This is a genomic window from Streptomyces sp. NPDC005576 (assembly GCF_042871745.1).
In the GTDB taxonomy this organism is placed as follows: Bacteria; Actinomycetota; Actinomycetes; order Streptomycetales; family Streptomycetaceae; genus Streptomyces.
In genome coordinates this window covers 166,767-192,273 of the sequence record NZ_JBIAJC010000012.1, presented here as the reverse complement: position 1 = coordinate 192,273, position 25,507 = coordinate 166,767, and the positions used below count along the sequence as shown (strand labels likewise).

Sequence of the window (25,507 nt, the reverse complement as noted above, 5' to 3'; positions counted from 1 at the left end):
CACTACTTCAGGTACGGACCGGCCGTGCCGACCTGCCCCGGGGCCGCGTTCTTGCCGCCCAGGTCGAGCACGTACACCCGGAGGTTGCCCTTCCCCGGGGCGGCCACCGTGAGGGTCCCGCCGGTCACGGTCCGGACGTCCCCGGTCACGGCGTCCTTGTAGGTGCCGTTCGGGATTCCGGTGTACGAGGCTCCGCCGGTGACGGTCACCAGGGCGAAGGAGTCGACCCCGCTCGCCGCATCGGTGTACCGGCGCTTGTACGCCATCGAGCCGCTGATGCCCTCGGTGGAGTACTGGCCCATCTGGAGCGCCGGGACCGCCCGCCGGATCTGGTTGAGGCGCTGCACGTGCTTGACCAGCGGCTGCGCCAGGGTGTCCGCCACCGCGCCGTTCGCCGAGGAGACCTTGCTGAAGTCGGAGGCCGTGACATCGCCGGCGATGCGGTCACCGAAGTACGCCCGCCCGGTGGTCGCCAGCGGGCAGGTGGGCCCGCAGTCGATCTTCTTCCCCGCCTGGAATTCGACCTCGGAGCCGTAGTACAGGGTCGGGATGCCACGGAACGTCCACATCAGGGCCATGTTCTCCGCCCAGGCGTCCGTACCGCCCGCGTACCGCTCGCTGCTCTTGTTGGGCCCGTAGTCGTGGCTGTCGACGTAGACGACGTTGTACGTGGCGTCGTTGTAACTGTCGTCGGAGTCCTTGCCGTTGCTGTAGGCGTTGTTGGCGTCACCGAAGTTCATGTGCATCCGCATGTCGATGACGTTCATCCCGGAGAACCGGCTGTGGTCCGGCGTGTGGTAGCTGTTCCCCTTCAGGAAGGCGTTGTCGGAGACCGGCTGCTGTCCGGTGCCCAGCTGCTCCTCGTAGGTGTACATCTCCAGCGACGCGGCGGCGTCGTCCGCGCTGTACTCCTTGCGCTCCTTCCAGGTGTAGAACTGCGCGGAGTGGTTGACCGAGCCCCGGTTCCACTTGTCGTTGACGAAGGCGCCGACCTCACCGAAGACGAAGAAGTTCTTCGCGGCCCCGGCACCGAAGCGCGAGGTGACGCGCTCCTGGATCGCCGGCAGGAAGCGGCGGTTCCAGGTCGTGCGCGGGATGTGCACCGCGGTGTCGATCCGGAAGCCGTCGACACCCATGTCGATGTACTTGTCGTAGGCGCCGATCAGGTAGTTCTGCACCGGGGCGCTCTCGGTGTTGAAGTCCGCGAGGTCCTCGTGGAGCCAGCAGCTGCGCGAGTCCTCGCCCTCCCAGTTGCCGATCCAGCAGTTGTGGTAGTACACCTTCGGGAACATCCCGGAAGTGGCGTTCGGCCACTGGCAGTTGTAGACCTTGTACCCTTCCGCGGACGTACTTCCGGTGGGCTTGCCCCAGTTGAGGCAGGTGTTGCCCGCCGGTTCGGCGGTGGACCACAGGTCGCCGTTGTAGTAGGACTTGCCGGACTTCGTCTCGACTCTCAGCCCGTCGTACTCGAAGCCCTCGTTCTTCTCGTCGTAGTACCAGCTCCACTGGGAGTCCCGCACGCCGTAGACCGTGGGGGTGAACAGCCCCTTGGCACCCCAGCGCGAGGAGTGGTTGTAGACGACGTCCTGGTAGATCTTCATCCTCTTGGCGTGCGCCGCGTTGATGAGGTCCTGGTAGGAGGCGCCGGCGGACTCCAGGCGCGGATCGACCTTGTAGAAGTCGTAGCCGTGGTAGCCGTGGTAGTCGTAGTCCGACCGGTTGAGCACCACCGGCGTGATCCAGATCGCTGAGAAGCCGAGACCCTTGATGTAGTCGAGCTTCTTGACCAGGCCCTTGAAATCGCCCCGGAACATGGGGTCGTTGTTGGCCGCGTTGCCGGACTTCACGTCCTGGCTGCCGCCCCGGTCGTTCGTGCTGTCGCCATCGTCGAAGCGGGCGGTGAGGACGAAGTAGATCGGGTCCTTGCGCGGGTCGGTCCCCAGCGGCTGCCCCGAGGCCGCGACCGGCGGCTTGTCGCCGGTGGTGGCGGTCGCCGCCGCCGAGGCCGCCGAGACGTTGCCCGCCGCGTCCACCGCCCTGACGGTGTAGCTGTACGCGGTCCGCTCCTCCAGTCCGGTGTCGGAGAACACCGTGGAGCCGGTGTCCGCCACCAGAGTGCCCTTGGTGCCGCCGGTGCGGGTGACCTGATACTTCGTCACGCCCACGTTGTCGGTGGCGGGGTCCCAGGTGAGGACGACCGAGACCCCGTCCGCTGCGGCAGACGCCTTCGGGGGAGCGGACGGGGCCGTGGTGTCCGGTACCGCGGCGGCGCACGGGTCCGGGGCGCCCGAGGTGACCTTGTGGTCCTTCACCGTGGTGCGACCGGTCATGAGCGCGTAGTTGGCGCCGTTGTTGTTGTCCCAGACGCCGTTGCCGTTGTTGAACGTGGCGTTGAGGCCGGTGGCCGCGCCGAGGTCGACGGTCCGCTTGACCCACCCCGTGCAGGCGGCCGCCATGCCCACCCCGGGGGCGGTGGTCCACGCGCCGCCGACCGGCTGGTAGTGGAGGTTGGTGGTGGTCCAGCCGACCGTGGCGGTGGAGTAGTAGACGTCCGCGCTGTTCGTGCCGGTGGGGGAGGGGCTCGGAGTCGTACCGCTGTCGGCGCAGGGGTCGCTGTGGGCCACCACGCCGTCCTTGACCGTGATGTTCCCGGTGCCGAGCGCGTAGTTGTTGCCGGAGTTGTTGTCCCAGACGCCCTGGCCGTTGTTGAAGGTCGCGGCCAGACCCGTGGCGCTGCCGAGCGGAACGGTCAGCTTCACCCAGTCCGTACAGGCGGCGGTCATGGCCGTCCCCGGAACGGTGGTCCAGGAACCCCCGTCCGGTGCCCAATGGAGGTTGTAGGACGGCCAGTTCTTCGTCTTCGTCCAGTAGAAGACGGTCGCCGAGTTCCCGGAGGCGGCGACCGGCGTCACGGACGGCGCGTGTTCCGCGCCGGGTATCGCGGTGAGCAGGCCCAGCAGCGCGGTCGCCGTCGCGGCCGCCGCCACGGGGCGTCTCAGCAGCCGCAGGAGGGAGCGTTTCATGATGTCTCCAGGGGGAGGCCGTGGCTGCGGGGCCACGGCTGCCGACAACGCCGGTGTCCGGTACGGGCACCGGCCGAGATCCCGCCGGAGAACCCGGACGCGCCTCGGGGTTCGGGCGAGCGGAAGGACTCCGACGGCAATGGCTGTCAGAATCTTTCTGCAATCTCTTGCGTCCAGGAAATTACCCGTGCATGTCAGGTTCGTAAAGAGTTCTGACCGCGCCGGACCCGGGAGGGTGCCGTCCACCGCTGCTCCTCCCGGGCCTCCACCGGACGATTTCCCGTCAACTCGCCGCCAGGAAAACTCAGTCGGCCAGCAGGCTCGCCCCGAGCGTTCCGTTCGCGCCCGTCACGCCGGGCAGTACCAGGAAGTAGCCGCCGCCCCGGGTGACGGTGAAGTCTGCGAGGCGCTCGCCGTCCAGGCGCCGCTGCACCGCCTCGAACTGCCGCGCGATGTCCTGCTGGTAGCAGCAGAAGTTGAGCCCCACGTCGAGCCCGCCGTCGGGCGCCAGGCCGCGGTCGAAGTTGTAACTCCGCCGTAGCGGCAGCGAGTCGGCCGTCCCGGGTGTCCGCGGGTTGGCCCGCCGGATGTGCGAGTCGAAGGAGATCTTCTTGCCGTCCGGGTCCGACCGGTAGTCGGGAACGTCCGTCTCCTTGGTGCCGGTCAGCGGAGCGCCGGTCGCCTTGTTCCGGCCGAAGGCGCGCTCCTGCTCGGACACCGGCAGCCGGTCCCACGCCTCGACCCGGAGCCGGGTGATCCGCAGCACCTGGTAGCAGCCGCCCCGGGCCCAGGCGGGCGCTCCGCCGCGCGGACCCAGCCAGAGGACCCGGTCCATCTCCCGCTCGGACGTCGTGTCCGGGTGGGAGATGCCGTCCTTGAAGCCGACGATGCTGCGCGGCGCGCCGCTCGGCCGGGGCGGGTTGAGGAACCCGTCGCTCCGCCACCGCGGGGCGGCCAGCCCCCGCAGCGCCAGTTGCAGATCACGCATCACCTCCAGGACGGCGTCGGGGTGCTCCGCGCAGACCTGGACCGACAGGTCCCCGTGGCAGGATCCGGGGTCGAGGTCGTCCCCGGGAAACGCGGGCATGGTCCGCAGCCCCGCCGGACGCCGTCCCCGGAGGCCGAAGCGTTCGTCGAAGAGGGAGGCCCCGACACCGACCGTGACGGTCAGGCGATCGTCGGGGCCGCCCTGCCGGGCGCCGGTGGTGAGGGCCCTCCCGCGCTTGGTCAACACGTCGAAGACGCGCGCCAATCCGCTCCGTTCCGTGCCCAGCACGTCGAGGGCGGTGAATGCGGCGAACGCCTGTTGCGGCGTCACGATGCCCGCCTGGTGCGGACCGTGGAACGGCACCCCTGCCTTCCGGGCCGGGGCAGCCGTCTCCGGCCGCCCGGCCGTTGCTGCGAAGGCGTCGGTCGGGCTCGCCATCGCCCCGGCGAGCCCGACCCCGGTCAGCACGAACCCCCGGCGTCCGTGGCGGCTGTTCGTACCTGCGGGGGCCGAACGGTCGTCGATCTCTGTCATGGTCGCGCCTCTTCCACGTGCTCGATGTGTCTGGCCGGGCCGTGTCCGACCATTCCCGTCGGGCGGGCGGTGTCCGCCCGCCGATCCGACGCGAACGCTCGGACACGGCCCAGTGAGCCTTACCAGCGAGGCGTGCGCCCGGGCGCAAATTCATTCCTGCGGGTCACCGCCGTGCGCCCTTCGGTCCCGCGCGCCGCCCGCACCACCCCCTGATCGGGCGACCACTCAGCGTGGCGAACATGTTTCGGAGGGTAACGGGAATACAGCCGGGGTCCGGACCCGTCGGGGACGGATCTGCCCCTGAGCCAGCCGGCCCGGTCCCTGGGAGAACCTCGGTGGAGTACACGGAAACCGTACGCAGCTGTCCCTTCGACTACGCACACCAGCTGGAGTTCGACCCCCAGCTCAAGGAACTGCTGACCACCGAGCCGGTGTCCCGCATCCGGATGCCGTACGGCGAGGGGGACGCCTGGCTGGTCACCCGGTACGAGGACGTCCGGACGGTCACCACCGACCGCCGTTTCAGTCGCAGCGCCGTGGCGGGACGGGACTTCCCCCGGATGACCCCCGAGCCCATCGTCCAGGACGAGGCCATCAACCTCATGGACCCACCGGCCAGCAGCAGGCTCCGCAGTCTCGTGGCCAAGAGCTTCACCGCCCGCCGGATCGACGCCATGCGGGTCGGCACCCAGCGCATCGTGGACCAGTTGCTCGACGCGATGGAGGACGGCGGAGCCCCCGCCGACTTCATGGAGGCGGTCGCAGCCCCCCTGCCGCTCGTCACCATCTGCGAGGTGCTCGACATTCCCGAGCCCGACCGGCCCTGGCTCCGCTCGCACGCCCTCACCATGATGAACGTCCGGGCCGCCGGAAAGGAGGACGCGGTCCGCGCCAAGGCGGAACTCCGCGCCTACTTCGGCGACCTCACCGCCCGGCGTCGCCGTTCGCCCGGCGAGGACCTCATCAGTACCCTCGCCACCGCCCGGGACGGCGACGAACTCCTCGGCGACGACGAACTGACCGTCATGGCCATGGTCCTGCTCATCACGGGACAGGACACCACCACCTACCAACTCGGCAACATCGCCTACTCGTTGCTCACCCGCCCCGAGCTGGCGCGGACCCTGCGCGACTCCCCCGAACGCCTGCCCCGCAGCCTGGAGGAACTCCTCCGCCACATCCCGTTCCGCAAGGGCGTCGGCATCCCCCGGGTCGCCCTGGTGGACGTGGAACTCGGCGGCGTCAGCATCGCCGCCGGCGATGTGGTGCACGTGTCGTACCTGACCGCCAACCGCGACGCCGGGAAGTTCGAGCGACCGGACGACCTGGACCCCGACCGTCCGTCCATCCCCCACATGACCTTCGGCTGGGGAGCCCACCACTGCCTGGGAGCCCCGCTCGCCACGATGGAACTCGAGACCGCCTTCTCGTCGCTGCTCCGCCGGTTCCCCCGCCTGCGCCTCGACGGGACCGCGGACGACATCCGCTGGAACACCACGTCGATCTGGCGCCACCCGCTCGCCCTGCCCGTCACGTGGTGACGAGCGCCTCCGCTCCCAGACACGAGGAGAACCCATGGCGACCCTGTGCCGCCCGGCCATCGCTGTGCCCGAACACGTCATCACGATGCAGCAGACCCTGGATCTCGCACGCGAGACCCACGACGGCCACCCCCAGCGCGACCTGGTCCTGAGGCTCATCCGCAACACCGGTGTACAGACCCGCCACCTCGTCCAGCCGATCGAGGAGACGCTGCGCCACCCCGGCTTCGAGCTGCGCAACCGGGTGTACGAGGCCGAGGCCAAGAAGAGGGTCCCCGAAGTGGTGGGCCGGGCACTGGAGTACGCCGAGGTCGAGGCCGCCGAGATCGACCTCATCGTCTACGTCTCCTGCACGGGCTTCATGATGCCGTCGCTGACCGCCTGGCTGATCAACACCCTGGGCTTCCGGCCGGAGACCAGGCAACTGCCGATCGCCCAGCTCGGCTGCGCCGCGGGCGGGGCGGCCATCAACCGCGCCCACGACTTCTGCCGGGCCTACCCGCAGTCCAACGTCCTCATCGTGTCCTGCGAGTTCTGCTCGCTCTGCTACCAGCCCACCGACGTCGGCGTCGGATCACTGCTCTCCAACGGCCTGTTCGGCGATGCCGTTTCCGCGGCCGTCGTGCGGGGCGACGGTGGCACCGGGATGTGTCTCGAACGCAACGCCTCGCACCTGGTGCCCGACACCGAGGACTGGATCTCCTACGCGGTCCGGGACACCGGGTTCCACTTCCTGCTCGACCGGCGGGTTCCCGGCACGATGGAGATGCTCGCCCCGGTCCTGCAGGACCTGGTCGACCTGCACGGATGGTCGGTGCAGGCGATGGACTTCTTCATCGTCCACGCGGGCGGCCCGCGCATTCTCGACGACCTCTGCCGCTTCCTCCAGCTCCCGCCGCGGATGTTCCGCTACAGCAGAGCCACCCTCACCGAGCGCGGGAACATCGCCAGTTCCGTGGTCTTCGACGCGCTGGCCCGGCTCTTCGAGGACGGAGGTGCCGAGGACGCCGCGCAGGGGCTCATCGCCGGATTCGGACCCGGCATCACCGCGGAGTGCGCGGTCGGACGCTGGGTGCGCCGACGCGAGCCCGGCCTCGGCCGGGCGGACGGACTCCTGGCGTCGAGCGGCGCGCTGCCCACGCCGGACGGTGCGCTGCTCGGCTGAGCCCGAGCGGCGACGCCCGGCCGCGTCGGCCGTGCTGCTCCCGTCGGGCCCGTACAGGCCCTGAAGCCCCACGAGCGGCACGGGCCCACGCGGGAACACTGCGACGCGGGGAGGTTCACTCGAACCGCGTGATGTCTCCCGCACCCTCGCGCACGATGGTGACCTCGCCGTCCGAGAAGTCGATGACCGTCGTGGGTTCCGTCCCGCAGTCACCGGAGTCCAGGACGGCGTCGACCTCGTGGTCCAGCCGCTCCTTGATCTCCCAGCCCTGCGTCAGCGGCTCCTCCTCGTCGGGCAGCAGCAGGGTGCTGGAGAGCAGCGGCTCGCCCAACTCGCTCAGCAGCGCCTGGACCACGGCGTGGTCGGGGATGCGGACGCCCACGGTCTTCTTCTTCGGGTGCAGCAGCTGGCGCGGCACCTCCTTCGTCGCGGGCAGGATGAAGGTGTACCGGCCAGGTGTTGCCGCCTTGATCGCGCGGAAGACGTCGTTGTCGATCTGTACGAACTGGCCCAGCTGGGCGAAGTTCTCGCACACCAGGGTGAAGTGGTGGCGGTCGTCGAGACGGCGGATCGACCGGATGCGGTTGATCCCCTCCCGGCTGCCCAGCCGGCACCCGAGGGCGTAGCAGGAGTCCGTCGGATAGGCGACCAGCGCGTCCGAACGGATGAGACCGGCCACCGTGCTGATCGTGCGTCGCTGAGGGTTCTCGGGATGCACGTCGAAATACTTAGCCATCCGACGAGTCTACGGGGTGCGCCGCACGCCCCCACGAGGGTCGTACGGCGCCACGCTCCGGCGGCGGCCCCGCGGACGCTGCGGCACAGTGGCGGTATGAACGACCTCAACGCCCTCGCGGACGAGCACCTCGCCGCGGCGCGCAACTCCCCCCACGGGCGCAGTGCGCACCGCCTGCTCCAGCAGCCCCCACTCCGGCAGACGGTGATCGCCCTCACCTCCGGTTCCGCGCTGGACGAGCACAACGCACCGCTCGCCGCCTCCCTCCTGGTGCTCCGTGGCGCGGTCCGCATCACCGCGCCCTCCGGGGACGTGGAGCTGACGGCCGGCGGTCTGGGACCGCTACCGAGGGAGCGGCACGGGCTGCTGGCACTGGAGGACGCCGTCGTCCTCCTCACGACCGTCAACGACTGACGGCCGGATGCCGGACCCGCCGGACCCGCCTCCGTGGCCGGTGCGGCGACCGCCACCACGGCACCGGGCTCCCGGGGTGGCGGTGTACTCCCGCGAAACCGAGGCATGAGAGAAAGGACGGCACCGGCGGAGCGACCCTGCGACCAGCACGGACCGTCCGGCGTGCCCCATTCCGTCCACGTCCTCCGGAGCGACGCGTGTTCCGCAAGTCCGTTGCCCCTGCCCGCGAGGCGGTCGAGGCCCGCCCGGCCGGCCGCGTCGCCGCCTGGTCCGCCGCACTGCGCCGGACCCCCCTCGCGCTGTGGAACGACGACATATCCGACTGGGCCGCCGCCCAGACGTACTACGCCATCCTCGCCCTGCTGCCCGCCCTGCTGGTCACCGTCTCGGTGATCGGGCTGGCCAGCCCCGACGCCACGGCCGCGCTGATCACGGACATCACCGCCTTCGCCCCGGCGGAGTCCGGCGCGGCCCTGCGCCAGCCGCTCCTGGCCGCCACCGAGCAGCGCACCGCCGGCTGGGTCCTGGTCGCCACCGGCAGCTTCAGCGCGGTCTGGTCGGCCTCCAGCTACCTCGCGGTCTTCCGCCGGGCCCTGCACGCCATGCACCACGAGCGTGACACCCGGCCCGCGCTGCGCAACGCGCACACCATCGTCGCTTCGGCGATCGGGCTGCTCCTCCTGATGCTGACCAGCGCGTTCGTGCTGGTGCTCACGGGCCCGCTCGCCCGTTGGGCGGCCCGCAGGCTGGGACTCGCGGACGCGGGCCAGACCCTGTGGTGGTTCCTCAAGTGGCCCGTCCTGCTGGTGCTGGTCACCTGCCTCATCACCGTCCTCTTCCGGACGGGACCGCGCTCGGTGCGCGGCACGCGGCAGGGGCTGCCCGGCGGAGTGCTTGCGGCCGTGCTCTGGCTCGTCGCCTCCGCGGGGTTCGCGCTCTACGCCACGTACGTCGGCACCTACAGCCGGCTGTACGGCTCGCTCGCCGGGCTCGTCGTCTTCCTCATCTGGGTCTGGTTCACCAACCTGGCCATGCTGGCCGGAGCGCAGTTCAACGCCGAGCTGGCGGCGGAGCGGAAAGCCCGGGCCGTACGCGCGCCGGTGCCGCCGCAGGGGCCCGGCGCAGGGCCCGGCGAGGCGGACTGACCGGTCGGCACCACAGGTCCGTCGGGGCGCGTCCGGAACGGGTCCGGAGCGCGTACGGACCTTGTGGGAGCGCTCCCAAAATGACATGCTCCCGGCCATGGGACAGCCCGCGTACATACGCTCCTACCGCCCCGGCGACCGTGCCGCGCTCGCCGGCATCTGTGTCCGGACCGCCGACAACGGGGGTGACTCCCGGCATCTGTACGCCGATCAGGAGCTGATGCCCTCGCTGTTCGCCGCGCCGTACGCGTATCTCGAACCCGACCTGGCGTTCGTGCTGGACGACGGCTCGGGCCAGGCGGTCGGATACGTCCTGGGCACCGCCGACACCACGGCGTTCGCCGCCGCGTTCCGGGAGCGCTGGCTGCCACTGGTGGCCGGCCGCTTCCCGGCCTCCGAGGAGCCGCCCACCACGCCGACCGATGAGATGATCGCGCTTCTGCACCGCCCGGAGCACATGCTCGGTCCGCAGGTCGCCGACTACCCGGCCCATCTGCACATCGACCTCCTGCCGCCCTGGCAGCGCAAGGGCCACGGACGGGAGTTGATGCGCGCGTTCCTCGACGCGCTGCGGGCCAAGGGCGTCGCCGACGTGTACCTCTCGATGCTGACGGCGAACAAGCCCGCCAGGCTCTTCTACGACCGGCTCGGGTTCCACGAGATCGACGTGCCCGACCCCGGCCCGCTGACGTACCTGGGCCGGTCCACCGAGAGCGCGGGACTGTAGGAGGGCCGGTTCGGGCCGGTTCACGGGGCGGCGCGGTACCCGGCCACGATCGGCATCGTCTCCCGCAGCACCCGGGTGCTGTCGTCGGCCGCGTCCCCGGGGCGCCGGCGCTTCCAGCGACGGGTGCGAGTGATCCGCGCGTACGGGGAGTTGGAGCCCTGTCCGTGCTGCTCGGAGGATTCGGGAGCCGCGCCCGCCGTCGGTCCGAAGGGCGAGGGATGCGGTGGTGGGGAGTTGGGCAGGTACATCCGTGCGAAGGGGATGGACGGATGCGCGGACGAGCACCGATCGAGGGGTGGGGGACGTGGCGGAACAGGGCGGGTGGAGCTTCGCGGACGACCGGGGCCGGGTCGCGGAGGCGGAACGGCGCCCCTCACGGGTGCTGGCGTACGTGCAGGCGGGCGCCACCCTCTGGGACCTGGGTGTCCGGTCCTGGAGCGTCTTCGGTTCCGGCCATGACGGCGCCGACATCGACCCCGCCAAGGCGGGAGAACTCCCGCCGGACGAAGTGGTCTGCCTGGGGGCGGGTACCGCCCTCGACGTGGACGCCCTGCTGCGGGGCGCCCCGGACCTGGTGGTGGCCGTCAGCTACGGCGGGGGGCAGGTGTACGGACTCGATCCCGACACCGCCAAGCACCTGGAGGAACACGTTCCGGTCGTCGTGATCGACGTCGGCCCCTCGCGCACGCTGGCCGGCACCTCCGACCGCTTCGCGGAGCTGGCGCGCTCGCTCGGAGCGGCCGTACCTTCCCACGCCGCGGAGGAACGGGAAGCCGCGCGAGGCCGGCTGCGCGACGCGGCCCAGGGCGGTGGAGTCCGGGTGATGGCGCTCTCGCCGGCCGACCAGGACCAGGCGTACGTCGCCCGGCCCGCCCTGTGGCCCGAACTGGCGGCCCTGCACGAACTGGGCGTCGGCCTCGTCGACCCGCCCCCGGGTCCCGGCATCAACTGGCACACCGCGCCCTGGGCCGAGGTGGCGGCGCTCGCCCCCCGCGTCCTGCTGACGGACGTCCGGGTCAACGCGGCGCCGCTGAGCCGCCTCCGTGCCCAGCCGGACTGGGCCGCGCTGCTCGACGCCGGGACACTCGTCGTGCCGTGGAACCCGGAACCGCTGTGCAGCGCGCACGCGCACGCGCGCTTCCTCTCGACGGTCGCCGACGCCCTGGACTCCGTACGCGGGGAGTGAGTGCCTGCCCTCGCGCGGACGGCGGGAGCCGGGGACCCCGCCCGGGACCGTGGACCGCCCATGGCCCGCGCCCCGTACGGGCGGTCAGGGATCGCGTCCCGGGGCAGGGCTGGAGAAGGTGGTGAGGACCGGGCATCCGCCCCGCCCTCTCGACCGGAAGAGGAGGGCGGGGCCGCCCCATCCCCCTCGCCTCCGGGAGCCAGTCATGCAGCAGGACAAACACCCCGACTACCGACCCGTGGTCTTCCGGGACCGGTCGGCCGGTTACGCCTTCCTCACGCGGTCCACCGCGTCCAGTGAGCAGACCATCGACTGGGACGACGGCAGCACCTATCCCGTCGTCGACGTCGAGATCTCCGCCGAGAGCCACCCCTTCTACACGGGCCAGGCACGTGTGGTGGACGCCGAGGGCCAGGTCGCCAAGTTCGAACGGCGGTACGGAGAAGCAGGCCGTGAGGACGGTTCCTGAAGCGCTGCGCACGGCCGGGCGGCTCGCCGGGCAGCAGACGTCCCGGGGCCGCCCGCACTCGGGCCGGTCGGGTGGCCGTGACGAGGCAGAGCGCGCCACCGCTTGGGCCGATCTCCACTCGTACAGGTGAACGTCAGTCACTCGTTCGGCGGTGTCGAACGCATCCGCGCCGTGTGTTGCGCCGTTCGCATGACAGGGTACGTGCCGATCAGGGGAGCGGGGCGACGGGTGGCGAGCGGACGGACGGCAGCGGGCACCGGTGGCGACGGCGTACGTACGGCGGTGCTGGAAGGCGTCGCAGGATGGGTGCCCGGGGAGCCGGTGGGCAATGACGCGTTGCCCGAGGCATGGGGCGTGGACGACGCGTGGGTCCGTCGCCGTACGGGCATCGTGAGCCGGCACCGGGCCGGTCCCGGCCTCTCCACCGGAGACCTCGCGCACGAGGCGGCCCGCCGGCTCGTGGACGGCTCCGCCCCCGGACCGGTGGACGCGTTGGTGCTCGCCACGTCCACCCCCGACCACCTCTGCCCCGGCACCGCGCCCGCCCTCGCCGCCCGGCTCGGTCTCGGCACGGTCCCCGCCTTCGACATCGCGGCCGTCTGCAGCGGTTTCGTCTACGGGCTCGCCGTCTGCCACGGGCTGGTCGCCTCCGGCCTGTACCGCCGCATCCTTCTGGTGGGCGCCGACGTCTACTCCACCTGGCTCGACCCCGGAGACCGGTCGGCCGGGGTGGTCTTCGGCGACGGGGCGGGGGCCGCGCTCGTCGCCGCAGGCCGGAGCGGCGACCCCGGTGAACTCCTCGCCTTCGACCTGGGCAGCGACGGTACGGGCAGCGATCTGATCACCGTGCCCGGAGGCGGCGCGCGGGCCCGCGCCACCGGCGGACCGCCCGCCGAGGGAGACACCTTCTTCCGGATGCGCGGCCGCACGGTCTACGAGCACGCCGTGCTGCGCATGGCCGCCTCCAGCCGGGCACTTCTGACATCGGTGGGCTGGCACCCCGCGGACGTCGACCACTTCGTGCCGCACCAGGCCAACGGCCGCATCATGAGCGCCGTGGCCGAGCGTGTCGGCATCGGGCCGGACCGCTGTGTCACCCATGTGGACCGGGTGGGCAACACCGGTGCCGCCTCCATCCCGCTGGCGTTGGCGGACGCCGAGCGGCGGGGGCGCCTCCGAGCGGGGGACCACGTGTTGATCACCGCGTTCGGAGGCGGACTCACCTGGGGCTCCGCGGCACTTCGGTGGCCGGGGGCCCCGCCGACGACCATGACGGAAGGAACAGAGAATGTCGCAGTCCGCTGACGGAAGCACCGGGGCCGCCTCTCGGGACCGTGCCGCCGGGGCGGCGCGAGCGGCCCGCCGCCCCGCGACCCACGGGAGCCGGGCCGGGGCCGGCGTCGCCGTCACCGGTCTCGGGGTGGTCACCCCCGCGGGCGCCGACGAGCACTCCTTCTGGGGAGGGCTGTGCTCCGGCATGTCCACGGCCCGCAGGTGCGAGGAACTCGCAGGCCTGCCGGTCGACTTCGCCTGCCCGGTGGAGAGTGTCGACCTCGACGCCGCGGTCGGCGGACGCTCGGTGTGGCGGATGGCCCGGTTCGTGAAACTGGCCCTCGTCGCCGCCAGGCAGGCGGTCGCGGACGCCGGGCACGATCCCGCCCACTGGGAGGGCGACCGGGTCGGAGTCGTACTCGGAGTCGGGGTGGGCGGTGTCTCGGTGCTCGTCGACAACGCCCGCAGACTGGCCGACGACGGACCGGACGCGGTGTCACCTCTGCTGGTTCCCATGATGATCCCGAACGCCGCCGCCGGGGAGGTGGCCATCGCGCTCGGCGCCCACGGGCCCAGCCTCGCCCCCGTCACGGCCTGCGCCTCCGGTGCCACGGCCATCAGCGTCGCCCGCGATCTGCTGGACAGCGGTCAGTGCGACATCGTGGTGGCCGGTGGCGCCGAATCCGTCCTCACCCCTCTCGTCGTCACCGCGTTCGCCCGGATGGGCGCCCTCTCCACCCGGTCCGACGACCCGGCGAGCGCCTCCCGCCCCTTCGCCGCCGACAGGGACGGCTTCGTCATGGGGGAGGGTGCCGCCATGCTCGTACTGGAGCGCGAAAGGGACGTACGGGCGCGTGGCGGACGCACCCGCGCACTGCTCGTCGGGGCCGGCTCCAGCACCGACGCCTACCACCCCACCGCACCCGAACCCGACGGCCGGGGCGCGCAACGGGCGGTGGAGGCAGCCCTGCGGCAGGCCGGCTGGGCGCCCGGAGAGGTCGACCACGTCAACGCCCACGGCACGTCCACCCTGCTCAACGATGCGATGGAGACGGCCCTCATCGGCCGGATGTTCCCCCATGCGCCCACGGTCACCGCGCCCAAGGGCGTGGTCGGCCACACCCTCGCGGCGGCCGGTGCCATCGAGGCCGTGGCCACCGTGCTGACGCTGGAGCACGGGCTCGTCCCGCCGATCGCCAACCTCGATTCGGTGACCGACGCGTTCGAGCTCGACTGCGTGGTGAAGGAGCCGCGCAGGCAGTGCGTCGAGACCGCCGTGAGCCACTCCTTCGGCTTCGGCGGGCACAACGTCGCGCTGGCCTTCCGGCGTGCCTGACGGGCGGACACGGGCGCGGGTGGTCCTGCGCAGGTCCAGCCGTCGGGTGCGACCCCCATCCGCGGCCGGCAGCCGCGTTCTCCGGGGCCGAGGCCCTTGGCGCGTACAACAGTTGTCACGCCGGTGCGGCCAACCAGGGCCGGCACGGGACCACCTCCGCGAGGTGCTGCGGGTACGCCCCGCGGTGCGTCCCTCGGGGCAGGCCGGTACCGGCACGTCCAGGCTGGGCGGAGCGGCGACCGCGGCACGGCCTGCCCTCCGAGGGTGTCCGGTCGCTGGATGACGGATGACGGATGACGGATGACGGTGGCGGGTGACGGAGGGTGTCCTCGCCGTTCCGTGATCGTTCAACCGAACATGACCCCTCGACCCGCCGCGGCGCTGCCGTCCGCCGTCACGGACGCCCTGACCGCCGTCCTCTTCGGCCCCGACTTCCCTCGCGAGCACGCCTTCTGGCGCCGGCTGACCACCACCGAGCCCTTCCGGAGCCGTACGTCCACCACACCGGACGAGCAACTCGCCCGCTCCTACGAGCGGTTGCGGCTGATCAACCGATCCCTCGACAGCGCGGCCCGGCTCGCCTGCGACGTACGCGCCCTCACCGCGATGCACGAGTGGCTCGGACCGGTCGATCCCACCCTGGCCACGGTGGCGGGAATCCACTACAACCTGTTCCTCGGCAGTCTGCTCGACCACGACTCCGAGGGCCGCCGCGACCTCTCCGGCCTCCTGCACATGGACGAGATCGGCACTTTCCTCTGTACGGAGGTCGCGCACGGAAACGACGCCGCCGAGGTGGAGACGACCGCCACCTACGACCGCGCGCGCGACGGATTCGTGCTGCGCACCCCGCACGCCGGAGCGCAGAAATTCATGCCCAACACCAGCCCGGTGGGCGGCCCCAAGAGCGGGCTCGTCGCCGCCAGGCTCGTCGTCGGCGGGACCGACCACGGCGTCTTCCTGCTGCTGGTGCCGCTGACCGACGGCGTCGACGCCCGCCCGGGCGTACGGGTGCGCAGGCTGCCGGCCCGGATGGGCTCGCCGGTGGACCACTGCCTCACCTCGTTCGACGACTGCTTCGTGCCCCGTACGGCACTCCTCGCCGGACCGCAGGGACACGTGGGCCACGGCGGCGAGTTCGGCAGCGCGCTGCCGAGCAGACGGCGGCGGCTGCTCGTCTCCATCGGCAGGGTCACCCCCGGCAAGCTCGCCATGAGCGCCTGCGCGGTCGGCTCGGCGCGCGTCGCGCTCGCCGTCGCGGTGCGCTACGCCGGGAACCGTACGGTCGCGGGCCCACGCGGCACCGGCACGGTCCCGGTCTACGCCCACCGCACCCACCACGGTCCGCTGGCCGAAGCCCTGGCGACCGTCTTCGCGATGAGCCTGCTGCACCGCCGTGCACTCGACCGCTGGGAGGCGAGCGCGGACGGCGCCGACCGGGGGACGGCGGAGCGGCTGGTCGCCGTCGCCAAGGGGTGGATCACCTGGCAGGCGAGGGGAGTGATCGTGGAATGCCGCGAACGCTGCGGCGCGCAGGGCTTGCTGGAGCACAACGGGCTCGCCGAACTGGTCACCGGCATCGAGGGCACCATCACCGCCGAGGGCGACAACCTCGCCGTGCACGCCAAGGCGGCGGCCGAGATGCTGTTTTCGGCCCCGGAGCAGGCCGTCGACGGGGTACGGGCGCCGGGCGACCTCCAGGACCCGGCCCACCTGCGCGGGCTGCTCGTCGCGGTGGAGGCCCTCTGCTTCGCGCGGGCCCGGGCGCGGATGGGTGCCGCCCCGTCCGGGGACGCGCTCGGCCGGTGGAACGCGGGTTCGGGGGCCGCCCTGCGGGGGGTGGAGGAGCACGCGGCACGGCAGGCCGCCGAGGCGTTCGCGGAGGCCGTCGCCGCCCTGCCCGAAGGGCCTGCCCGCGAACGGCTCGCCGAGGTCGAGCGGTTGTACCTGCTCCGGCAGGTCGGCCGTAGCACTGGTGAACTGCTGGCCGTGGGGCGGGTGACGGCCGAACAGGTGCGTGTCTGGCCCGACCTGTACGAGAAGGCCGTGGCCACCGTCGCCGCGCACGCTCCCGCGCTGGTGGAGTCGTTCGCGCTGCCGGACGAGTTCTTCGCCGGCCGCCCGATCGCCGGCCCCGCTTACGCCGACGCCTACGACGACCCCGACGGCCCCTGGCACCGGGCCGCCCCTGTCCGCCCGGCCGAGGAGGCCGCGCGATGACCGGGACGGGAGACCACCCGATGGCCCGGCGGGGAGTCCGGGCGGCGGCCGCCCGCCCCGACGGGGCCGGCGGCGGGGCATGTGAGGCCATGGCCTCACTGGGGGTGAAGGCCGTCCTTCTGGCGTACTGGGGAACGGTCTTCGTGGTCTCGATGGGGCGGAAGAAGCCGCAGGTGGGCGTAGAGGAATCGGTTCGCCGGAATGCGTAACCAGACGGGGCTCAGCGAGTTAGGGCCTGTATCGATGGGCTGGATCGATCCCGCGGGCCCGGCCCGGAACTTGATCCTGGCCCTGGCGACGTGGGGCCGCTGAAGTGCCCGTCACCCCCAAGGTATGTGCCGAACACAAGAGGAAGATCATGAAGGCCATTCATCCGAAGATCGTCGGCGTGCTGACCGATACGTTCAAGGTGCCTGCGGCCGAGATCCACCCGGAGTCCACGATGGACAGCCTGGAGATGGACTCGCTCGCGGTGGCGGAGTTCGCCGTCATCATCAAGGAAACCCTCGGCATCCACACTCCCGTCGACACCCTCCACCGGGACGCCACCCTCGCGGACATCTCGGAGTTCATCCGTGCAGCCATCCGCCGGGAGGAACCGGTGAGCAACGCCCGATGAAGAGGCCCGAGATCGCCGTCACCGGACTGGGCATGATCACCCCGGCGGGCAACGACACGGCCTCCACCTGGGAGGGCGTGCTCGCCGGGGAGTCCACAGCCCGTTCGGTCCCCGAACTGGCGGGGTGCGCCGTCGACTTCGCCTGCACGGTCACCGGTATCGACCTGGACGGGGCGGTCGGCGGCCGGACCGCCTACCGGATGGGCAAGTACGTCAAGTTCGCCGTGCTCGCCGCCCGGGAGGCGGTGGCGGACGCCGGACTCGACCCGCGCGGCTGGGACGGTGCCCGGGTCTCGGTCGTGGTGGGCACCAGCAGCGGTGGGTCGGCGGCCCTCTCCGAACAGGCCGTGGTGCTGGACCGGCGGGGGGCCGAGGCGTCCTCGCCGGCGGGCATCCTGCTCACCATCCCCAACATGCCCGCGGCGGAGATCGCGATCCAGCTCGGTGCCACCGGCCCCAGTCTGGCCCCGTGCACGGCCTGTTCGTCCGGGGTCACCGCCCTGTCGGTGGCGCGGGACATGCTGATGAGCGGCCAGTGCGACATCGCCGTCGCCGGAGCCACCGAGTCGATCGTCTTCCCGGTCGCGATGACCGGCCTGGCCCGGTCCGGGGCGGCGGCCCTGCCGGACGGCGACCCGTCGAAACTCTGCCGTCCGTTCGCCGAGGACCGCGCGGGTCTCGTCATGGGGGAGGGGGCCGCCATCATGGTGCTGGAGAGGGCCGACGACGCCCTCGCCAGGGGCGCGGTCCCCCGCGCGTTGATCGCGGGCACCGGGGCGACCACCGACGCCCACCACCCCACCAGCCCGCACCCCTCGGGCCGGGTGGCCCAGGCGGCCGTCGAGGCCGCCCTGCGGGACGCCGACTGGCGTGCCGAGGACGTCGACCACGTCAACGCGCACGGCACGGCGACCCCACTCAACGACGCCACCGAGGCTGCCCTCATCGCCCGGGCCTACCCCCACCGGCCGCCGGTCACCGCCCCCAAGGGGGTGCTCGGCCACTGCATGGGGGCGGCGGGCGCCATCGAGGCCGCGCTCACCGTGCTGACCCTCCAGCACCGGCTCGTCCCGCCGATCGCCAATCTGGACGCCCCGGCACCCGGGTTCGACATCGACTGCGTCACGAAGGCGCCCCGGCCCGTCGCCGTCAGCCGGGCCGTCAGCCACTCCTTCGGCTTCGGCGGCCACAACGCCGTGATCGCGTTGCGGCTTCCCTGAGCACGGGCCGAGGGATGCGGGCGCCGCCGGACGACCTCCGGCGGCGCCCGCTCCCGTACCCGCCCCGTGGCCCTCGCTGTGGCGGTCGTCCGGGACCGGAAGGGCCCCGGACGCGGTTCGAGTGGCGTGATAGCTTCCCAGTGCCAGTCGCACTCCACACAGGGGTCAGGGAATCCGGTGAGAGTCCGGAACTGACGCGCAGCGGTGAGGGGGACGGGCGGGGCCACGGCCACTGGGAGACCCACGGGTGTCCCGGGAAGGCGCCCCGTCCGCACGAACCCGAGTCCGAAGACCTGCTGGCGCCTGCGCCCCGTACGGGTCGCAGTACTCCGTACTACGGGCCCCGCGCATGGGCCCAGAGACGCCGAGGTACCTCGTGCCCCCCATGGCCCGATCCGCCCGTTCCGCTGCCCTGCTGACGGCGGGGATGCTGCTGCTGACCGCCTGCGGCGGCGCCGACGGCACACCGCATGCCGCGGGTGCGGCCGGTGACGGATATCCGGTGACGCTCCACAACTGCGGACGCACCGTCACCGTCCGGTCGGCACCCCACCACGCGGTCTCCCTCAACCAGGGATCGACGGAGATCCTGCTCGCCCTCGGCCTCGCCGACCGGCTCGCGGCCACCGCCACCTGGACCGACCCCGTCATGAAGGGCCTGGAGAAGGCCAACTCCCAGGTCCCCAGGCTCTCCGACAACGCCCCCTCGTCGGAGAAGGTGCTGGAGCGGGAGCCCGACTTCATCAGCGCCTCCTTCGAGTCCACCCTCGGCAAGGGCGGAGTCGCGCCCCGCGAGCAGTTCGAGGACCTGGGCGTCCCCACGTACGTCTCGCCCGCCGACTGCACCGGCAAGGACAACAGCGGCGACGGCGACGGAGCCCGCTCCACCGCCCTCACCCTCGACAGTGTCTACGGCGAGATACGCGACCTGGCCGCAGTGTTCGGCGTACGCGACCGGGGCGAGAAGCTCATAGCCGGTCTGCGGGCCCGGGTGACGGAGGCGACGGACGGCATCGACGCCTCCGGCACCACCCTCCTCTACTGGTTCGCCAACTCCGAGGCTCCGTACCTGGCCGGCTGCTGCGGGGCACCCGGCATCATCACCACCGCACTCGGCGCCAAGAACGTCTTCGACGACACCCACGAGGAGTGGCCCCAGATCAACTGGGAGACCATCGCCGACCGTGACCCGGACGTCCTCGTCATCGGCGACCTCACCCGCGAGTCGCAGACGGCCGAGAGCGCCGAGAAGAAGATCGGGTTTTTGGAGTCCAACCCGGTCACCCGGAACATGGACGCCGTGCGGAACAAGCGGTACGTCCTGCTCAGCGGTCAGGCCATGAACCCCACCATCCGTACGGTGGAGGGCATCGAACTCGTTGCCGCGGGGCTGCGTCGGTACGGGCTCGCCGGATGACGGCCGGCCAGGACCCGGCGGGCGCCGCCACCGCCACCGGTCCCGCCCCCGGCGCCGCCAACGGTTCTGCCACCGGCACCCGTTCGGCCGGTGGCACCGGTACGTCATCCGCGAATCCCGGGCCCCTCCGACCGTCCGGGCGGCGCGTGAGCCTGCGGGCGGTGCCCGAACCGCTCCTGTGGGGCGGCGGGATCGTCCTCCTGCTGGCCTCCGTCGCGGGGGCCGTCACCATCGGCCCGGCCCGGATCTCCGTCGCCGACGTGTGGTCGGTGGTCGCCGCCCACCTCGGCTTCGGCGGCACGGAACTGAGCCCGATCCGGGACGGCATCGTCTGGGACCTCAGGATGCCGCGTACCCTGCTCGCGGCCGTCTGCGGCGCCGGGCTCGCGGTGTGCGGGACCGTGATGCAGTCGCTGCTCCGCAACCCGCTCGCCGACCCGTTCGTCCTCGGTGTCTCCTCAGGGGCGTCCACCGGCGCGGTCGTGGTCGTCGTGCTGGGCGTCGGCGGGGGAGCGGTCTCCCTCTCGGCGGGCGCGTTCGTCGGGGCGCTCGCCTCGTTCGCGCTCGTCCTCCTGCTCAGCCACACCCTCGGCGGCACCACCGACCGGGTCGTCCTCTCCGGCGTCGCGGTGATGCAGCTGTTCTCCGCGCTCACCTCGTTCGTCGTGATGACCGCCGCCGACGCCGAACAGACCCGGGGGGTGCTGTTCTGGCTGCTCGGCTCGCTCAGCGGGGTCGGCTGGACGGACGTGCGGCTCTGCACCGGCGTGGTGGTGCTCACCCTGACGATCTGCCTGGGGTACGCCCGTACGCTCGACGCCTTCGCCTTCGGGCAGGACGCCGCGGCCACCCTGGGCGTCCATGTCGCGCGCACCCGGACCGTGCTGCTCTGCGCCACCGCGCTGCTGACCGCCGCACTGGTCAGTTCGGCCGGGGCGATCGGCTTCGTCGGCCTGGTGCTGCCGCACGCCGCCCGGGCCCTCGCGGGCGCGGGGCACCGCAGGCTGCTGCCGGTCACGGCGCTGGCCGGAGCGGTCTTCCTGGTCTGGGTCGACACCCTGGCGAGGACGGTCCTCGATCCGCAGGAGGTGCCGGTCGGCGTCGTCACCGCGCTGATCGGCGTGCCGGCCTTCGTACTCGTCCTGCACCGCACCCGGAGGGTCGTATGACGACCCCCTCCGAGGGCCTGCGGGCCGACCGGGTGAGCCGGGCGGCGGGAGGACGCCTCATCCTCGACGGCGTGACCCTCGCCCCGCCGCCCGGCGCCACCGTCGGCCTGATCGGCCCCAACGGCTCCGGAAAGTCCACCCTGCTGCGGGTGCTCGCGGGCGTCCTGGCGCCGGAGGGCGGCCTCGTCACCCTCGACGGCGAGCCGCTGGCGGCTACGAGTCGGCGCACGGTGGCCCGGCGGGTCGCCGTGGTGGACCAGCACGCGGCGACCCAGGTCGAACTGAGCGTCGCCGACGTCGTCCGCCTCGGGCGCATTCCGCACCGCCGGGCCTGGGCGGCGCCGGGGCCGGCGGACGAGGAGGCCGTGCGCGAGGCCATGGAACGCACTGGGCTGACCGACCGCGCGGGGCAGTCCTGGCACACCCTGTCCGGCGGCGAGCGCCAGCGGGTCCAGATCGCCCGAGCCCTGGCTCAGCGGCCCCGCGAACTCCTCCTGGACGAACCCACCAACCACCTGGACATCCAGCACCAGCTGGACCTGCTGACGCTGGTGTCCGCACTGCCGCTCACCTGCGTCGTCGCCCTGCACGACCTGAACCTGGCCGCGATGTTCTGCGACCTCGTCACGGTGCTGGACGGCGGACGGGTCGTCGCCGCGGGACCCCCGCACGAGGTGATCACCGAGCGGCTGATCGCGGACGTCTACCGGGTGCGGTCCGTGGTCACCCGGGAGGGCCCGCAGGGGCGGCCCAGCGTGCGGTTCCTGCCCTCCGCCGGCGTGTGACGCGAGCAGGGCGTGGGGGCGGACCCGTCACTCCGGATCCGCCCCCACGCCCTGCTCGCACCGGCCGGTCCGCCGCAAGGGACGGGACAGGTCAGCGGCGCCTCCCGCGTCCGAACTCACCGCCCATGTCCTTGCCGGTGCCGGTGTCCGTGCCGTCGGCGTAGTCGATCTTCTCCTTGCGGACCTCCGCGGAGACCTCCTTCTGCTCGGTCACCCGGTCCCTCTCCAGCCGTACCCGTTCCACGGCCACGGCCTCCTTGCGCACGGTCGCGCGCTCGGCGTGCAGGGTCACCTCCACGTCCTGCTCGCCGATGGCGGTCTGCCCGGTCACCTTCTCGCCCGGTGTCAGCGGTTCCCGGACCACGCGCACCTCCTCGTGCGAGACGGGCACCGTGCGGGTGACCTCCTCCGTCACGACGTACTTGTGCAGGCGGGCCCTCCCGCTCTCGTACTCCTCCGTGCCGACCCGCAGCTGCTCCTCGGAGCGGATGAGTTCCTCCTGGCCGGCGAGATCGGCCTTCGACATGTCGGGGGCGGACCGCTCCGCCCCGGCGCCCACCAAGGGACGGCCTCCGGCCGAGGCATCGGCGTCCCGGTGGGTGCCGGCACCCGTCATGCCCGTGCCCGTCATGCCCGCGGCACCGCCGGTCGCCTTGCCGGTGCCGGTGGGGCGGGCCGCGCCCGCCGCTCCGGCGCCTGCGGCCCCGGTGCCCGCGGCGGCACCGGCCGCGCCGCCCATCGCGCCCGTACCGGTCGTCGTCCGGCCGTCCGCGCCCACGCCGGTACCGGCGCTACTCCTGGGCTTCCTGGTGAGTCCGTAGTGGCGGTAGAGCTCTTCCTCCTCGGCGACGGAGAGGTGGGCGTCCGCGTCGACCCGGGGGGCGTCCTTGACGCTCTCCTTCGGGTGCGCCACGTGCAGGTCCGAGCCGACCCGACGGGCTCCGGCGAGCGGAACGAAGCTCTCCTTCATCCCGAACATGCCGGTCTTGACCGTGACCCAGTCGGGCTTGCCGGTGTCGTCGTCGACGTACACCCGGCCGACACTGCCGACCTTTTCGCCCCCGTTGTCGTAGACGGTGAGACCGTCGAGCTCTCCGGAATCCGTGAAACCGTCAGCGGCTGCCATGACCGATGCCTCCTCGCCCGGACGCGTCCTGTGGTGGGTCCACTCAGGTGCGGCACGCCCGGTTCCATCGCGCCTCACCCGGATGGCCCCTGCAACCCACCGGCCGTTCGGCGCCCGGCGGGGAGGGGGCGACGCCCCCGCCCTTGCCCGTGCCCGCCGGGAAAGTGACCCGGGCCACTCGTTAGGCCGAACGGGTGAGGGCCGTCGACGGCAGCCCGATCGGCGGCCCGGTCGGGGCACCGGTCGGGTGGCGGCCTGGCGGTGTCCTGCGGGGGCCGGGAGCCCGCATAGGATCGACCGGCCGTCGTCCGCTCCGGAGGACCGTCCGCCACGGCCGGCCGCCGCACACCCCGGGAACCGCCATCACCTCCGTCCCCCTCCACCTCCCGGCGCCGCGCGGGCGCCTGCGTACCCGGCACGAGGACGGCCACCGGCTGGGCCATCTGGTCTGGCGGCTGGCCCCCGGCAGCCGGGTCTGCAGCAGCGCGGTCCTCGGCGGCGGCATCGGGCCCCGCGCCTGGATCCTCAACGCCCAGGTGCCCGGCGGTTACCCGAGGCTCGACCCCGACCGGCACCTCGCGGAGATCGCGGCGGCGGAAGGGCTCGAAGGCCCGGGAGCGGGGCTCATGACCGCGGCCGACGTGAGCGCCTGCACCGAGGCGGACGACGGGGGAGTGACGGCCACCGTCACCAGCGGCCTCGGCGTCCGCGGCTGGGCAGCCGCACCGGCGCCCGGCGCGGACGGCCCCCTGCCGCCCGGGACGGTCAACATCGTCGTCACCCTCCCGGTCGCCCTCGGCGACGCCGCCCTGGTCAACGCGGTCGCCACCGCCACCGAGGCGAAGGTGCAGGCGCTCCTGGACGCCGGACTCGACTGCTCCGGCACCCCCACGGACGCCGTCTGCGTCGCCGTGCCCGCCCCCGGGGCCGAGGGAACGGAACCGTTCGCCGGACCCCGGTCGCTCTGGGGCGCACGCCTGGCGAGGGCGGTGCACGCGGCCGTACTCGAGGGCGCGCTGCTCCACCTGCGCGGGGAACGCTAGTGCCGGGCGCGGCACTAGCTGTTCTGTCCACCAGGAACGCGAGCAGGGCGGTCCGGGCGGTGGCCCCGGAGGCGCCGGCGGATGAGGATCCGCCGGGCCCAGTCCTCAGACCACCGTCACCGGGTGGCGGACCACGGCATCGAAGAGGTACCCCTGCGTGTTGTGCGCGGTGGTCTCCGGCTGGGTCCGGCCGGAGACGTCCGTGGCCCGCGCCAGCAGGACACCCGGCCCGGTGCGGTCCGGCACCCACGGGGCCGACCAGCGCACCCAGCTCCCCGCGCGCGGCTCGTCGCGCAGCCGGGCCCGCTGCCAGCGGATGCCGCCGTCCGTGCTGACCTCCACGGACCGGACCGGAGCGCCACCCGACCAGGACCGTCCCGTCAGACGGACCGGCCGGTGCGCGGGGAAGGACGCGCCGAGCGGAAGCTCGAAGGCGCTCTTGAGCGTCTGCCGCGTCAGCGGCGCGCTGCCCTCCGCCGGATAACCGGGTCCGAACAGCCGGTAGAGGGTGGTGTTCCACGGGGACACCAGCGGCTCGGCGCTCACCTCGATGTCGCCCACCCACTTGATGTTGGCGATCCCCACCCACGAGGGCACGACGAGCCGTACCGGGAAACCGTGGTCCGGCAAAAGCGGCTCCCCGTTCATCTCGTAGGCGAGCAGGACGTCATCCAACGCCTTGGACACCGGCAGCGGCCGGCGTACCCGTCCCAGATTCGTCCCGTCGGTCACGACCTCCGCGTCCAGGCCGCGCGGCAGCACGTCGACGGCGTGCCGGCCGATGCCCGCACGGTGCAGCACGGTACGCAGCGGCACCCCGCGCCAGCGCGCGGTCCCGATCGCGCCGAGTGTCCACGCCGTGCCGCTGACCTGCTGGTTCTGCTGGGAGGTGTAGAAACTGCGGCCGTTGCCCGCGCACTCGACGAACGCGGTCCGGGTGACGGACGGCAGGGCGCGCAGAGCGTCGTAGGAGAAGTCCACCGGGCCGCCGGTCAGTCCGTCGCCCCAGACGGTCAGCTTCCAGTCGGCCGCCTCGATGCGGGGGGTCGCGGTGTGGTTCCGCACGAAGAAGCGGTCCGTGGGAGTGAGCACTCCCGTCGTCCGCAGTGCGGCGAAGTTGGTCTCCGCGTTGGTGCCCCGGATCGTGAACAGGTCGGCGGGCAGCGGCTTCACCACGCCGGGCAGCGACGGTGCCGCGTGCGCGGGCGTGGCGGCCGCGACCAGCGGCACGGCCACGGAGGCGGCGGCCATCAGTCTCAGCAGATCACGCCGGTCGATCCCGGCGGACCGGGCCCCGCCACCGGCCCACTGACGCATGCGCATCCGGTCGTACGCGGACTCGGAGGGTGGTCCGGAAACCATGGGTACTCCT

22 protein-coding genes, 1 pseudogene and 1 riboswitch are annotated in these 25,507 nt (G+C 72.5%); of the genes and pseudogenes, 17 read left to right on the top strand and 6 right to left on the bottom strand.

Annotated features, from left to right (window positions below):
- Positions 1 to 2: 2 nt before the first annotated feature.
- Together ACFYPN_RS22760 and ACFYPN_RS22755 are read right to left on the bottom strand one after the other, a co-directional pair.
- Positions 3 to 3,023, bottom strand: a complete 3,021-nt coding sequence (locus ACFYPN_RS22760; protein WP_389300550.1) for a carbohydrate binding domain-containing protein — start codon at positions 3,021 to 3,023, stop codon at positions 3 to 5.
- Between the two features lie 304 nt (positions 3,024 to 3,327).
- Positions 3,328 to 4,545 (bottom strand): Dyp-type peroxidase, encoded by a 1,218-nt coding sequence (locus ACFYPN_RS22755; protein ID WP_389300547.1) that lies wholly within the window; start codon positions 4,543 to 4,545, stop codon positions 3,328 to 3,330.
- Positions 4,546 to 4,880: 335 nt separating this feature from the next.
- Here ACFYPN_RS22755 and ACFYPN_RS22750 point away from each other — a divergent pair, with 335 nt between their 5' ends.
- Both ACFYPN_RS22750 and ACFYPN_RS22745 read left to right on the top strand, forming a co-directional pair.
- Entirely contained in the window at positions 4,881 to 6,086 is a 1,206-nt protein-coding gene (locus tag ACFYPN_RS22750) for a cytochrome P450 (protein WP_358757752.1), read from the top strand.
- A 22-nt stretch (positions 6,087 to 6,108) separates the two neighbouring features.
- A pseudogene (locus tag ACFYPN_RS22745) lies at positions 6,109 to 7,251 on the top strand (type III polyketide synthase); the annotation flags it as partial.
- Positions 7,252 to 7,366: 115 nt separating this feature from the next.
- Here ACFYPN_RS22745 and ACFYPN_RS22740 read toward each other — a convergent pair.
- Positions 7,367 to 7,987, bottom strand: a complete 621-nt coding sequence (locus ACFYPN_RS22740) for an L-threonylcarbamoyladenylate synthase (protein WP_358757754.1) — start codon at positions 7,985 to 7,987, stop codon at positions 7,367 to 7,369.
- Between the two features lie 96 nt (positions 7,988 to 8,083).
- On the opposite strand from ACFYPN_RS22740, the gene ACFYPN_RS22735 reads away from it, so the two are divergent.
- From ACFYPN_RS22735 to ACFYPN_RS22725, 3 genes are all read left to right on the top strand, one after another.
- Positions 8,084 to 8,401 (top strand): cupin, encoded by a 318-nt coding sequence (locus ACFYPN_RS22735; protein ID WP_358757756.1) that lies wholly within the window; start codon positions 8,084 to 8,086, stop codon positions 8,399 to 8,401.
- Positions 8,402 to 8,598: 197 nt separating this feature from the next.
- Complete coding sequence (locus tag ACFYPN_RS22730; protein ID WP_389300543.1) at positions 8,599 to 9,546, top strand: YihY/virulence factor BrkB family protein; 948 nt, start codon at positions 8,599 to 8,601, stop codon at positions 9,544 to 9,546.
- A 97-nt stretch (positions 9,547 to 9,643) separates the two neighbouring features.
- Positions 9,644 to 10,273 carry a GNAT family N-acetyltransferase gene (locus ACFYPN_RS22725; RefSeq protein ID WP_389300540.1) on the top strand — a complete coding sequence of 210 codons (630 nt, stop codon included), beginning with the start codon at positions 9,644 to 9,646 and terminating at the stop codon, positions 10,271 to 10,273.
- A 20-nt stretch (positions 10,274 to 10,293) separates the two neighbouring features.
- Here ACFYPN_RS22725 and ACFYPN_RS22720 read toward each other — a convergent pair whose 3' ends face one another.
- The gene (locus ACFYPN_RS22720; protein WP_389300537.1) at positions 10,294 to 10,521 is read right to left on the bottom strand and encodes a hypothetical protein; all 228 of its coding nucleotides are present in this window, start codon (positions 10,519 to 10,521) and stop codon (positions 10,294 to 10,296) included.
- 56 nt (positions 10,522 to 10,577) lie between these two features.
- Here ACFYPN_RS22720 and ACFYPN_RS22715 point away from each other — a divergent pair, with 56 nt between their 5' ends.
- From ACFYPN_RS22715 to ACFYPN_RS22665, 11 genes are all read left to right on the top strand, one after another.
- Positions 10,578 to 11,459, top strand: coding sequence for an ABC transporter substrate-binding protein (locus tag ACFYPN_RS22715; protein ID WP_389300534.1), 882 nt, complete (start codon positions 10,578 to 10,580; stop codon positions 11,457 to 11,459).
- A 205-nt stretch (positions 11,460 to 11,664) separates the two neighbouring features.
- Positions 11,665 to 11,928, top strand: coding sequence for a type B 50S ribosomal protein L31 (locus tag ACFYPN_RS22710; protein ID WP_358757764.1), 264 nt, complete (start codon positions 11,665 to 11,667; stop codon positions 11,926 to 11,928).
- Between the two features lie 282 nt (positions 11,929 to 12,210).
- Positions 12,211 to 13,233: a beta-ketoacyl-ACP synthase 3 gene (locus ACFYPN_RS22705; protein ID WP_389300692.1), complete on the top strand. Its 1,023-nt coding sequence runs from the start codon at positions 12,211 to 12,213 to the stop codon at positions 13,231 to 13,233.
- On the top strand, positions 13,217 to 14,536 hold the full coding sequence (locus tag ACFYPN_RS22700) for a beta-ketoacyl-[acyl-carrier-protein] synthase family protein (RefSeq protein ID WP_389300531.1): 1,320 nt from the start codon (positions 13,217 to 13,219) through the stop codon (positions 14,534 to 14,536). The genes ACFYPN_RS22705 and ACFYPN_RS22700 overlap by 17 nt, the downstream gene beginning before the upstream one ends.
- 357 nt (positions 14,537 to 14,893) lie before the next feature.
- Positions 14,894 to 16,756, top strand: coding sequence for an acyl-CoA dehydrogenase (locus tag ACFYPN_RS22695; RefSeq protein WP_389300528.1), 1,863 nt, complete (start codon positions 14,894 to 14,896; stop codon positions 16,754 to 16,756).
- A complete protein-coding gene (locus tag ACFYPN_RS22690; RefSeq protein ID WP_389300526.1) occupies positions 16,753 to 16,965 on the top strand; it encodes a hypothetical protein in 213 nt (70 codons plus the stop codon). Before ACFYPN_RS22695 ends, ACFYPN_RS22690 begins: the two co-directional genes overlap by 4 nt.
- 149 nt (positions 16,966 to 17,114) lie before the next feature.
- On the top strand, positions 17,115 to 17,375 hold the full coding sequence (locus tag ACFYPN_RS22685) for an acyl carrier protein (RefSeq protein ID WP_358757774.1): 261 nt from the start codon (positions 17,115 to 17,117) through the stop codon (positions 17,373 to 17,375).
- On the top strand, positions 17,372 to 18,595 hold the full coding sequence (locus ACFYPN_RS22680) for a beta-ketoacyl-[acyl-carrier-protein] synthase family protein (protein ID WP_358757776.1): 1,224 nt from the start codon (positions 17,372 to 17,374) through the stop codon (positions 18,593 to 18,595). The genes ACFYPN_RS22685 and ACFYPN_RS22680 overlap by 4 nt, the downstream gene beginning before the upstream one ends.
- Before the next feature lie 127 nt (positions 18,596 to 18,722).
- Positions 18,723 to 18,911: riboswitch (cobalamin riboswitch) on the top strand.
- Between the two features lie 69 nt (positions 18,912 to 18,980).
- A complete protein-coding gene (locus ACFYPN_RS22675; RefSeq protein ID WP_389300523.1) occupies positions 18,981 to 20,012 on the top strand; it encodes an ABC transporter substrate-binding protein in 1,032 nt (343 codons plus the stop codon).
- A complete protein-coding gene (locus ACFYPN_RS22670) occupies positions 20,009 to 21,181 on the top strand; it encodes a FecCD family ABC transporter permease (RefSeq protein ID WP_389300521.1) in 1,173 nt (390 codons plus the stop codon). The genes ACFYPN_RS22675 and ACFYPN_RS22670 overlap by 4 nt, the downstream gene beginning before the upstream one ends.
- Positions 21,178 to 21,966 (top strand): ABC transporter ATP-binding protein, encoded by a 789-nt coding sequence (locus ACFYPN_RS22665; RefSeq protein WP_389300518.1) that lies wholly within the window; start codon positions 21,178 to 21,180, stop codon positions 21,964 to 21,966. Before ACFYPN_RS22670 ends, ACFYPN_RS22665 begins: the two co-directional genes overlap by 4 nt.
- A gap of 91 nt (positions 21,967 to 22,057) precedes the next feature.
- Here the strand turns inward: ACFYPN_RS22665 and ACFYPN_RS22660 are convergent, their stop codons facing one another.
- Complete coding sequence (locus ACFYPN_RS22660; RefSeq protein WP_358757779.1) at positions 22,058 to 23,092, bottom strand: PRC and DUF2382 domain-containing protein; 1,035 nt, start codon at positions 23,090 to 23,092, stop codon at positions 22,058 to 22,060.
- Between the two features lie 404 nt (positions 23,093 to 23,496).
- Between ACFYPN_RS22660 and ACFYPN_RS22655 the strand changes: the two genes are divergently transcribed.
- Entirely contained in the window at positions 23,497 to 24,135 is a 639-nt protein-coding gene (locus ACFYPN_RS22655; protein ID WP_389300689.1) for an adenosylcobinamide amidohydrolase, read from the top strand.
- Positions 24,136 to 24,240: 105 nt separating this feature from the next.
- Here the strand turns inward: ACFYPN_RS22655 and ACFYPN_RS22650 are convergent, their stop codons facing one another.
- Positions 24,241 to 25,497: a sulfite oxidase gene (locus ACFYPN_RS22650; RefSeq protein WP_358757781.1), complete on the bottom strand. Its 1,257-nt coding sequence runs from the start codon at positions 25,495 to 25,497 to the stop codon at positions 24,241 to 24,243.
- Between the last annotated feature and the right edge of the window lie 10 nt (positions 25,498 to 25,507).

What these genes read in the sequence shown, in the direction of transcription:
- ACFYPN_RS22760 (WP_389300550.1), bottom strand. Translation starts at nt 3,023, where the DNA reads ATGAAACGCTCCCTCCTGCGGCTGCTGAGACGCCCCGTGGCGGCGGCC.
- ACFYPN_RS22755 (WP_389300547.1), bottom strand. Translation starts at nt 4,545, where the DNA reads ATGACAGAGATCGACGACCGTTCGGCCCCCGCAGGTACGAACAGCCGC.
- ACFYPN_RS22740 (WP_358757754.1), bottom strand. Translation starts at nt 7,987, where the DNA reads ATGGCTAAGTATTTCGACGTGCATCCCGAGAACCCTCAGCGACGCACG.
- ACFYPN_RS22735 (WP_358757756.1), top strand. Translation starts at nt 8,084, where the DNA reads ATGAACGACCTCAACGCCCTCGCGGACGAGCACCTCGCCGCGGCGCGC.
- ACFYPN_RS22725 (WP_389300540.1), top strand. Translation starts at nt 9,644, where the DNA reads ATGGGACAGCCCGCGTACATACGCTCCTACCGCCCCGGCGACCGTGCC.
- ACFYPN_RS22720 (WP_389300537.1), bottom strand. Translation starts at nt 10,521, where the DNA reads ATGTACCTGCCCAACTCCCCACCACCGCATCCCTCGCCCTTCGGACCG.
- ACFYPN_RS22710 (WP_358757764.1), top strand. Translation starts at nt 11,665, where the DNA reads ATGCAGCAGGACAAACACCCCGACTACCGACCCGTGGTCTTCCGGGAC.
- ACFYPN_RS22700 (WP_389300531.1), top strand. Translation starts at nt 13,217, where the DNA reads ATGTCGCAGTCCGCTGACGGAAGCACCGGGGCCGCCTCTCGGGACCGT.
- ACFYPN_RS22695 (WP_389300528.1), top strand. Translation starts at nt 14,894, where the DNA reads ATGACCCCTCGACCCGCCGCGGCGCTGCCGTCCGCCGTCACGGACGCC.
- ACFYPN_RS22690 (WP_389300526.1), top strand. Translation starts at nt 16,753, where the DNA reads ATGACCGGGACGGGAGACCACCCGATGGCCCGGCGGGGAGTCCGGGCG.
- ACFYPN_RS22685 (WP_358757774.1), top strand. Translation starts at nt 17,115, where the DNA reads ATGAAGGCCATTCATCCGAAGATCGTCGGCGTGCTGACCGATACGTTC.
- ACFYPN_RS22680 (WP_358757776.1), top strand. Translation starts at nt 17,372, where the DNA reads ATGAAGAGGCCCGAGATCGCCGTCACCGGACTGGGCATGATCACCCCG.
- ACFYPN_RS22675 (WP_389300523.1), top strand. Translation starts at nt 18,981, where the DNA reads ATGGCCCGATCCGCCCGTTCCGCTGCCCTGCTGACGGCGGGGATGCTG.
- ACFYPN_RS22670 (WP_389300521.1), top strand. Translation starts at nt 20,009, where the DNA reads ATGACGGCCGGCCAGGACCCGGCGGGCGCCGCCACCGCCACCGGTCCC.
- ACFYPN_RS22665 (WP_389300518.1), top strand. Translation starts at nt 21,178, where the DNA reads ATGACGACCCCCTCCGAGGGCCTGCGGGCCGACCGGGTGAGCCGGGCG.
- ACFYPN_RS22660 (WP_358757779.1), bottom strand. Translation starts at nt 23,092, where the DNA reads ATGGCAGCCGCTGACGGTTTCACGGATTCCGGAGAGCTCGACGGTCTC.
- ACFYPN_RS22650 (WP_358757781.1), bottom strand. Translation starts at nt 25,497, where the DNA reads ATGGTTTCCGGACCACCCTCCGAGTCCGCGTACGACCGGATGCGCATG.